Below are 8,515 nucleotides of genomic sequence, written 5' to 3' on the forward strand. Positions count from 1 at the left end.
GCTGAAACCACCGCCCTGCGCCGCCCCGCCCAACGCGGGCACGCCCGAGGCCGTGGCGAAGGTCTCCGGTGCCCCAGCCAGCGGGCCGGCCGCGGGGGCTTCGAATTCCAGCGGCGTGTTGTCCTCGCCCTCACGGGTGGACGAGGCGACGTTGGCGACCTGGGCCGGCGCGATGGCGGCGGGCTTGTCCAGGCGACGGATGCGGCTGACATTGCGGCACACGGTGGGCACGAGGATGCACTGGCCGTCCTCGCAGTAGACGAGGCCGCGCTCCTGCGTCGCCGCCGTCCATTTCGTGCGCGTCACGGTGTTGCAGACGGCGCCAGGGCCGAAGTGCATGTCGCGGATCTCGGGCGCGTAGCTGGCGTTGCCCTTGATGCTGTCACGCTCGATGAGGGCGATGTCGTCATAGCTGCGCGCCTTCATGCGAGCCTTGAGCTTGTTGCGCGTGGCCGCCGGGATGTCCCTGTAGCGATCCACGGCCGCGACCACGTCGCCGGTGAAAGGGTTGACGCCGGGGCGATCCCAGTTGCACTGGGGTAGCGTGGCGCCGGCCGAGGCGGCAAGTGCGAGCGTGGCGATCAAAGACATCGGAGCTGTCCAAAAGGACGCGCCCGAACCAGGGCGCATGGCCCTAGTATTAGGGAGGCCTACGGGTTTACGTGCCTTGAAGACCCCCGAAGATGGGGTGCAAGACGGGTGAGAAATGTCACGCAAATGGCCAGAACCGGGTGGATCGGCTCGAATGCCGTTGTGCTGGCATTGCTGCTATCGTGCCGACGCCTCCCGCCCCCCAACCTCGCCATGCCCGACCCCGCCGTGCCGCTGGTGCTCTACGTCGAAGACGACCGCATCCACCTGATCCTGATGGAAGAAGTGTTCCGGCTGCTGCCGGGCTGGGAGTTGCGTTGCGCCGAGACCGGCGCGGAGGCGCTGGCAGCGCTGGCTGAAAGGCCGCCCAACCTCGTCCTCGTCGACATGAACCTGCCCGACATGACGGGACTGGAGCTGATCGAGAAGGCGCATGCCCACGTTGGCCTGGCTGAAGCGCTGAAGGGGCTGCGCTGGGTGGCCTTGTCGGCCGACGACCCCGGCAGCGTCGTGCGCGCCGCGCGCGCGGCGGGCTTCCACGACTACTGGCTCAAACCCATCGACGTGCCGCGCCTTGAGTCCGCGCTGCGCAAGCTGCTGGCCTGAGCAAGGGTCGACCACAGTTCCAGCGACCTGGCGGGCGCGCAGCGGCGCCAGAAAAAAGAAAAGCCCGGCAGTGCCGGGCTCGTAATGGCAGGCCGCTTGCGCGGCGCTGCATCACTTCAGGTGGCTGTTGATCAGCTTGGTCATCTCGAACATGTCGGCCTTGGCCTTGCCGAAGATTTCCTTCAGCTTGGCGTCGGCGTTGATGACGCGCTTCTGCAGCTCATCCTGCAGCTTGTTCTTCTTGATGTATTCCCAGACCTTCTTGGTCACATCGGTGCGCGGCAGCGGGGCTGCGCCGACGATGGCGGCCAGGGCCGCGCTGGGGGTCAGTGCCTTCATGAAGGCGGCGTTCGGCGTGCGCTTCTTGGCGGGTGCTGCGGCCTTTTTGGCCGGAGCTGCCTTCTTCGCGGGCGCGGCGGCCTTCTTGGCCGGAGCCGCAGCCTTCTTTGCAGGCGCTGCCGCCTTCTTTGCCGCTGGTGCAGCCTTCTTGGCCGGTGCCGCCTTCTTAGCGGGCGCGGCCTTCTTCGCAGTTGCCATGTCGATTCACTCCATCAAAGGTTGTTGATGTGCGGGGCCTGGGTGAAGGCCGCGTAAGCCTTCAATACTCGCTAGCACCCTGCGGCGGCGATGGTACTGCGCTTCTCTAGGGGAAGAGAAGGCTTTCATAGAGGGGATGACCCGCACAGGCCCATGAAATCGACCCTTTGAGCCTTGCATGTCGCTAGGCCGCATCACTCGGGCCATCGCGTGGCTTGCAATCAGACGAGGTCGTCGGCCGCTGGCGCGCGTTTGGTGCCGCTGAACATCGCCGCGACCAGGTTCTCGCGATGCCGCCAACTGGTCGTCATGACGCCGCCCAAATGGCCGACGACGAGGGCCAGCATGAGCCAGGCCAGCGCCGCGTGCAGCTGCTCGAGCCAGGCATAGCCCCACAGCCATTCCGTGGTGTAGAGCCAGCCGGTGAGGCCGAGCGCGGCCGCCGTGATCCACAGCAGCAGGGCCATCCAGCCGCCCAGCGGGTTGTGGCCGATATAGCGCGGCGCGTGGCCGGCGCGCAGCGCACGTGCATAGCCCAGCACGGCATGCGGGCCGCGCACGAACTGCGCGAGGCGCGCATGGCGGCTGCCGGCAAAGCCCCAGGCCAGGCGCGAGGCCACCGCTGCAAGCCCCGCGTAGCCCGCATAGTGATGGACCGTGTCGAAGTCGGCAGGTGGCCAGTGGCCGCTGATCCATGCGGTGGCCATGGCGGCCGCCAGCCCCCAGTGCAAGGCGCGCACCAGGCCGTCCCAGACGCGAATGCGCGCGGCCACGGCGGTCCTACTGCGCGACAGCGGCGGCGGGCTTTTCGCCTTCCGGGTAGACGCGCTCGAAGGTCCTGGGGTGGAAGAAGACCTCGGCCTTCTTCCCCTGCGCGTCCAAGCCGTAGACCTCGTAGCAGTTGTTGAAGTTCTTCACCTGGCGCACCTTCCAGCCTTCGGCTTCGAGCTTGCGCTGCAGTTCCATCTGCGGTTTCTTCTCTGCCTTGGGCACGGTGGCGCAGGAGATGTTGCCGTGCGCAAGCGCGGCCGAGGCGCAGGCGACGAGGCTGACGGTGGTGGCGAGGCGTTTCATCGAGGAGTCCTTTCGGGAAAGCTGCCGGGCCAGAGCAGCGCCGGGCCGGCGTCGGCGAGGGTCCTGCAACCCGAGAGCACCATCGCGATCTCGAGTTCGTCGCGCAGCAGGCGCAGCGCATGCGCGACGCCGAGCGCACCGCTGGCAGCCAGCGCGTGCACGTAGGGGCGGCCGAGCAGCACGGCGCTGGCGCCCAATGCCATGGCCTTGAGCACATCGGTGCCACGGCGGATGCCACCGTCGACGAGCAGGGGCACATCGGGGCCGAGGGCCGCGCGCAGCGGCGGCAGCAGCTCGGCGGTGGCCGGCAGGGTGTCGAGCGTGCGGCCGCCGTGGTTGGAGACGATGAAGCCGGCGACCCCGCGGGCGAGCGCCTCACCCGCGTCGTCGGCATGGGTTAGGCCCTTGAGCAGCAGTGGCAGCCTGCTTTCGGCGCGCAGCCAGGCGACCTCGCGCCAGGTGGCGGCGCGCGGCATCAGGCCGTCGAACAGCGCGTTCTGGCCGGGTTGCAGGTTGAGCGGCTTCTTCAGGCCGCCGAGATTCACCGCGCGAATGTCGTCGGGCAGCTTGAAGCCGATGCGGCGTTCGCGGTCGCGCGCGCCATGCACGGGCGCGTCGACGGTCAGCACCAGCGCCTGGAAGCCGGCGGCCTCGATGCGGCGCAGCAGCGCGCGCATGAAATCGCGGTCGTCACGCCAGTAGAGCTGGAACCACAGCGGACCGGCGCCCGGCTCTGCCAGCAACGGCGCGGCGACGTCTTCGAGGTCGACGCTGGCCTGCGCGCTCAGCAGCAGGCCAGCGCCCTGCGCGGCTGCAGCGTGGGCCATCGCGAGCTCGCCGTCGGGGTGGAAGAGGCGCTGGTAGGCGATGGGTGCCAGCAGGACGGGGTGCTGCAGCTCGCGGCCCAGCAAAGTGATGCGTGTGTGGCCGCCGGCCAGGTCGCGCAGCATGCGTGGGTGCAGCTTGATGACATCCCAAGCCGCGCGATTGGTGCGCAGCGTCAGTTCGTCGGCTGCGCCGCCGTTCAGATAGGCCCACGCGTTGGCATCGACGCGAGCCTGGGCATGCGCTTCAAAGTCGGCGAGGTTGGCAACACCGTCCGGCAGCGGTTCGAGGCGCGGCGCGGTCATGTGTCGGCCCACATGCGCAGCAGGTTGTGATACGTGCCGGTCAGCTGCACGAGTTCGGGCGTCTCGCCGCGTTCGCCGCGCAGCGCCATCAGGCTCATGTCCATCTCGTAGAGCAGACGGCGCTGTTCGTCGGCGCGCACCATGCTCTCGATCCAGAAGAACGCCGCCAGCCGCTCGCCGCGCGTGACGGGCTCGATGCGGTGGACGCTGGTGCCCGGGTACACGACGAGGTCGCCGGCCGCGAGCTTGACACGCTGCTCGCCGTAGCTGTGCTCAATGACCAGCTCGCCGCCGTCGTAGTCGGCGGGTTCGCTCAGGAAGAGGGTGCAGGAGATGTCGGTGCGCACACGTTGCACGCCCCCGGGAAGGTAGCGCACGGCCTGGTCGACATGGCTGCCATAGGCATTGCTCGCGCCGGCGTAGCGATTGAACAGCGGCGGCAGCACGCGCTTCGGGATCGTGGCCGAGAAGAACAGCGGGTGCTTCTCCAGCGCCTGCAGCACCAGCGCCTGCAACTCGCGGTGCTGTTCGCTGCCGGGCTGGAGCTGCTCGTTGTTCTTGACCTGCGCGGCCTGGCGTCCGGCGGTGGCGCGGCCGTCGGCCCAGGCGGCCGCGGCCAGCAACTGCCGGGCCCGCGCGAGGCTGGCGGCGTCGAGGATCTGGGGGATCTTCAGCAGCATGGCAAGGCGCGGTCAGGCATCGGCTCAGAACTTGTAGGTGCCCGTCAGCGCGACGATGCGGCCCATGCCCGGCAGGTAGTGGCCGGAGTAGAGCGTGTCGGCATAGCGCTTGTTGGCCACGTTGTCGACGTTGAGGCGGAACAGCAGCGCGTCCTCGATGGCCGTGTACTCGGCCATCAGGTTGCCGATGATGAACTTCGGCGCGTAGAAGCCGGGGTTGCGGTTGGGCTGCTGACCGCTGCGCGCCACGAAGCCGCCGCCGACGCGCCATTGCGGCGTCAGCTTGTAGGTCGTCCACAGGCTGCCCGAGTAGCGCGGCGTCAGCGACGGACGGCTGCCCTGGCCCTCGGCGCCGGGCGCACCGATGTCGATCCTGGCGACCGGCATCCACGTGAAGGTGCCGAAGATCTCCCACTCGGGCGTGATGCGGCCGGTGATGTCGACATCGATGCCGGCCGCATGGCGCTTGCCGGACAGCACGACGAGGTTGGTCAGCGGGTCGGTGTTGCGCTCGTGCAGCTTGGTGGCGCGGAAGATGCCGAAGCGCGTCGTCAACTTGCCGTCGGCCGAGTCGTACTGGCCGCCGAGCTCGACGTTGACCGACTTCTCGGGCGGGATGTTCGCGTTGGCGGCGCTGAGCGAATAGGTGTCGCCCGAGGTGTTGAAGGAGGTGGCGCCCATCAGGTGGAAGGACAGCCGCTCGCTCGGCTGGAACAGCACTGCGGCGCGCTTGCTCCATTCCGAGATCTTCATGGCATAGGGCGTCGTCGTCGGCGGCGACGGGGCGTTGCTTGGAATGCTGTACACCCTGTAGTCGCCGTCGAGCTTGTCGTAGCGCAGGCCGGCCAGCACCTTCCACATCGGCGCGACCTGGACCAGGTCCTGCAGGTAGGCGCCGTAGCCCTTGGAAACGTATTCGTTGTTGGTGCGGAAGCTGCGGCGGCCTTCGTCGATCCAGGCGCCGTCGTCGGGCCGGCCCACCGTGGTGGTGGGCTTGGGCGGCACGATGCCACCCTGGTTGGCCGAGTAGGCGGCGTAGACCTGCTTCTTCTCCTGCGAGAAGTCGACGCCGGTGGTGATGTTGTGGGCCATCCCGGCGGCATGGATGCGCGCGCTCAGGTCGCTCTGCACGGTGACCGTCTGCATGTCCTGCACCTTGAGCTGGGTGCCGCGGTTGATGACGGTGTTGGGACCGAAGGTGGCCAGCGACACGGCCAGGCCGCCGGGTTGCAGCGCCGCGCCCGCGAAGCGCACGGTGCCGGCGCGCTGGTTGCGGGTGTAGGACGCATAGCGGGCCTTGCTGGTCAACTCGATGTCGGCGCTGAAGCGGTGCGTGTGCTGACCCATCACGTATTGCGCCGAGCCCTTGTTGCGGTCGCTGGCCATGCCGTAGTAGGCGGTCGGGTCGACCGGCACCAGCGTCGTGTCGGCCACGGGCGAGGTCAGCGTCGGGCGGATCCACGGCATGCCGTAGTTCATGCCGTTGCCGTTCTGCAGCGCGTACATCGTCAGCGCGAACTCGTCGGTCTCGCCGATGCCGGTGCGCACCGAGCCGGCCAGGCCGACCTTGTTGATCATGTTGCCGGCGCCGTCGTTGTCGGCGCGGTCGACCATGGTGCCAATGCGCCAGGCGGTGGTCTCGCCGGTGCGCGCATTGAAGTCGCCCACCGCGCGCAGGCCGGCGTGGCTGGAGGCGGTGATGGCGATCTCGTTCTGATCGGCCAGCACGGCCTGCTTGGTGACCTGGTTGACCGCGCCGCCGCTGGAGCCGCGGCCGAACATCAGCGCGCCGGAGCCGCGCAGCAGCTCGACCTTGTCGAGAAAGAAGGTGTCGCGCTCGTAGAAGGCCGGGTCGCGCATGCCGTCGATGAAGATGTCGCCGGTGCTCTGCAGCGAGATGCCGTGGATGCGGATGTCCTCCTCGCCGCCCTCGGCCGCCATGAAGGTGATGCCGGCGGTGTTCTTCAGCACTTCCTTGACGTTGTCGAGGTTGCGGTCGTCCATGAGCTTCTCGGTCACGACGGTCAGCGATTGCGGAATGTCGCGGATGTCCTGCTTGCCTTTGCCGATGCGCGTTTGGGTGGCCTGGTAGGCGTCCTTGCCCTGCGGCTCGGCGGCGGCCTTGACGCGCACGGTCGGCAAGGCGGCTTCCTCGGTGGCGGGCTTGGCCGGCGCGGGGGCCACGGAGGTCTGGGCCATGGCGGCCGTGGCCAGGCCGAAGCCGGCGGCGAGCGCACCCAGCGGCAGCAGATTCAGGACCGGGCGCGCCTTCGGGCGCGAGGATTTGCGGGACATATGAACTCCTCGTGGTGTGGGGCGGCGATGCGCTGCCCACGCGGCCTGGCGATGGCTTGGCCGTCTTGCTGTTGATGAAAGAGAAAGAAAGCGGGCTGGGTCGGGCCGTGAGCGCTCAGTGGCGCTCGGGCTCGCTGACGAAGCCGACGCGCGTCAGGCCGGCCGTGCTGGCGTCGGCGAGCGTCTCGGCGACGGCGCGGTAGGCGACGTTCTGGTCGGCACGCAGATGGATCTCGGGCTGCAGGGCTTTCAGGCCCTCGGCCTTGAAGCGCTCGACCGCCTCGGCGCGCGTCAGCGGCTCGCCGTTCCAGTAGCGCTGGCCGGCGGCGTCGATGCCGAACTCGACCTTGTCCGGCTTGAGCTCGTTGACCTGCGAGCTGACCTTGGGCAGGTCGAGCTTGACGGCATTGGTCAGCAGCGGTGCGGTGACGATGAAGATGACGAGCAGCACCAGCATCACGTCGATGAGCGGGACCATGTTGATCTCGGCCATCGGTGCGCTGGCGCGCTTGCTGTCGAAGGAGGCGAAGGCCATGGCGTGCGGTCCTTCGCGTTCAGGCGGCGACCGTCGACTTCAGCGGCCGCACATTGCCCGTGGCACCGGCGCCGGGCGCCTCGCCCAGCGTCAGGAAGCTGTGCAGCTCGTAGGCGAAGGCGTCCAGCCGGGCGGTCAGCACGCGGTTGCTGCGCGTGAAGGCGTTGTAGGCCATGACGGCGGGGATGGCGACGGCCAGACCGATGCCGGTCATGATCAGCGCCTCGCCCACCGGGCCGGCCACCTTGTCCAGCGTGCCGGCGCCGCTCATCCCGATTGCCAGCAGCGCGTGATAGACGCCCCAGACCGTGCCGAACAGGCCGATGAACGGCGCCGTCGCGCCGATGGTGGCCATGGTCGTCAACCCCGATTCCAGGCGCGTGGTCTCTTCGTCCAGCACCTTCTTGATGGTCCGCGTGATGAAGTCGTTGGCAGTGCCCGCCTCGGCCAGCTTGGCCGAGCCGTAGCGGGCATGGTGGGCCTGGGCGTGCATCGCGTGTGCACTCAGGTGCGAAAACGGGTCATGCGCACCATGGGTGTTCAGCTCGGCCTGCACGGCGGCGAGCGAACGCGCGTTCCAGAAGAAGTCGAGGAAAGTCGTTGCGCGCTTGTTGCGCAGGTACTGCGCCACGCCCTTGGCCACGATCAGGCCCCAGGAGGCGATGGACATGACGACGAGCACGCCGAGCAGGAACTTGCCGACGGCGTCGGACTGCGCGATGAAGTGGCCGAAGCCTGGGGCCGGCGCGGCGGCGGCGATGACGGTGGCGTCCATGAGGTTCTTCAGTTGGCGATCAGAGGGAGTAATCGAAGGCAGCCAGCGCCTGGATGTCGATGGCGCTGCCGTTTTCCATGTAGGGAGAGAACAGCGCTTTGCGAATGCTCTGCAGGGCCGCCTGGTCCAGGCGCTCGAAGCCCGAGGACTTGTGCACCCAGGCATCTTTCAGCCGCCCGTTGGCATCCACGGTGATGCGCAACGTGACGACGCCTTGCTCCCTGGCCCGGCGCGACAGCAGCGGGTAGTCCTGGGGCGGCTCCTTGACGTAGCGCAGCGCACTGGACGGGAT

The 8,515-nt window shown here is 68.3% G+C and carries 11 protein-coding genes; 1 reads left to right on the forward strand and 10 read right to left on the reverse strand.

Going from position 1 to position 8,515, the window contains the following annotated elements:
• The coding region (locus tag ACT6S0_RS24840) for an MHFG family PEP-CTERM protein (protein WP_444766438.1) at positions 1-591 on the reverse strand (591 nt) is incomplete at its 3' end.
• A gap of 213 nt (positions 592-804) precedes the next feature.
• Here ACT6S0_RS24840 and ACT6S0_RS24845 point away from each other — a divergent pair.
• Positions 805-1,197, forward strand: a complete 393-nt coding sequence (locus tag ACT6S0_RS24845; protein ID WP_444692124.1) for a response regulator — start codon at positions 805-807, stop codon at positions 1,195-1,197.
• 111 nt (positions 1,198-1,308) lie between these two features.
• Here the strand turns inward: ACT6S0_RS24845 and ACT6S0_RS24850 are convergent, their stop codons facing one another.
• The 9 genes from ACT6S0_RS24850 to ACT6S0_RS24890 form a co-directional block, all read right to left on the reverse strand.
• Positions 1,309-1,734 (reverse strand): SWIB/MDM2 domain-containing protein, encoded by a 426-nt coding sequence (locus ACT6S0_RS24850; protein ID WP_082536465.1) that lies wholly within the window; start codon positions 1,732-1,734, stop codon positions 1,309-1,311.
• Positions 1,735-1,955: 221 nt separating this feature from the next.
• The gene (locus ACT6S0_RS24855; protein WP_444692125.1) at positions 1,956-2,507 is read right to left on the reverse strand and encodes a cytochrome b/b6 domain-containing protein; all 552 of its coding nucleotides are present in this window, start codon (positions 2,505-2,507) and stop codon (positions 1,956-1,958) included.
• 7 nt (positions 2,508-2,514) lie between these two features.
• Positions 2,515-2,808: a PepSY domain-containing protein gene (locus ACT6S0_RS24860; protein WP_444692126.1), complete on the reverse strand. Its 294-nt coding sequence runs from the start codon at positions 2,806-2,808 to the stop codon at positions 2,515-2,517.
• Positions 2,805-3,938: an alpha-hydroxy acid oxidase gene (locus tag ACT6S0_RS24865; protein WP_444692134.1), complete on the reverse strand. Its 1,134-nt coding sequence runs from the start codon at positions 3,936-3,938 to the stop codon at positions 2,805-2,807. The genes ACT6S0_RS24860 and ACT6S0_RS24865 overlap by 4 nt, the downstream gene beginning before the upstream one ends.
• Positions 3,935-4,618, reverse strand: coding sequence for a Fe2+-dependent dioxygenase (locus ACT6S0_RS24870; RefSeq protein WP_444692127.1), 684 nt, complete (start codon positions 4,616-4,618; stop codon positions 3,935-3,937). Before ACT6S0_RS24870 ends, ACT6S0_RS24865 begins: the two co-directional genes overlap by 4 nt.
• A 24-nt stretch (positions 4,619-4,642) precedes the next feature.
• Positions 4,643-6,913: a TonB-dependent receptor gene (locus ACT6S0_RS24875; RefSeq protein WP_444692128.1), complete on the reverse strand. Its 2,271-nt coding sequence runs from the start codon at positions 6,911-6,913 to the stop codon at positions 4,643-4,645.
• A gap of 115 nt (positions 6,914-7,028) precedes the next feature.
• Positions 7,029-7,448, reverse strand: coding sequence for an ExbD/TolR family protein (locus tag ACT6S0_RS24880; RefSeq protein WP_444692129.1), 420 nt, complete (start codon positions 7,446-7,448; stop codon positions 7,029-7,031).
• Between the two features lie 19 nt (positions 7,449-7,467).
• Positions 7,468-8,223: a MotA/TolQ/ExbB proton channel family protein gene (locus tag ACT6S0_RS24885; protein WP_444692130.1), complete on the reverse strand. Its 756-nt coding sequence runs from the start codon at positions 8,221-8,223 to the stop codon at positions 7,468-7,470.
• A 19-nt stretch (positions 8,224-8,242) separates the two neighbouring features.
• The coding region (locus tag ACT6S0_RS24890; protein ID WP_444766439.1) for an energy transducer TonB at positions 8,243-8,515 on the reverse strand (273 nt) is incomplete at its 5' end.

The organism is Roseateles sp., from assembly GCF_052436255.1.
GTDB lineage: Bacteria > Pseudomonadota > Gammaproteobacteria > Burkholderiales > Burkholderiaceae_C > Pelomonas.

Excerpts from the sequence above, each read along its gene's own strand:
- ACT6S0_RS24860 (WP_444692126.1), bottom strand. The coding sequence starts at position 2,808 with ATGAAACGCCTCGCCACCACCGTCAGCCTCGTCGCCTGCGCCTCGGCC.
- ACT6S0_RS24850 (WP_082536465.1), bottom strand. The coding sequence starts at position 1,734 with ATGGCAACTGCGAAGAAGGCCGCGCCCGCTAAGAAGGCGGCACCGGCC.
- ACT6S0_RS24845 (WP_444692124.1), top strand. The coding sequence starts at position 805 with ATGCCCGACCCCGCCGTGCCGCTGGTGCTCTACGTCGAAGACGACCGC.
- ACT6S0_RS24875 (WP_444692128.1), bottom strand. The coding sequence starts at position 6,913 with ATGTCCCGCAAATCCTCGCGCCCGAAGGCGCGCCCGGTCCTGAATCTG.
- ACT6S0_RS24880 (WP_444692129.1), bottom strand. The coding sequence starts at position 7,448 with ATGGCCTTCGCCTCCTTCGACAGCAAGCGCGCCAGCGCACCGATGGCC.
- ACT6S0_RS24885 (WP_444692130.1), bottom strand. The coding sequence starts at position 8,223 with ATGGACGCCACCGTCATCGCCGCCGCCGCGCCGGCCCCAGGCTTCGGC.
- ACT6S0_RS24870 (WP_444692127.1), bottom strand. The coding sequence starts at position 4,618 with ATGCTGCTGAAGATCCCCCAGATCCTCGACGCCGCCAGCCTCGCGCGG.
- ACT6S0_RS24865 (WP_444692134.1), bottom strand. The coding sequence starts at position 3,938 with ATGACCGCGCCGCGCCTCGAACCGCTGCCGGACGGTGTTGCCAACCTC.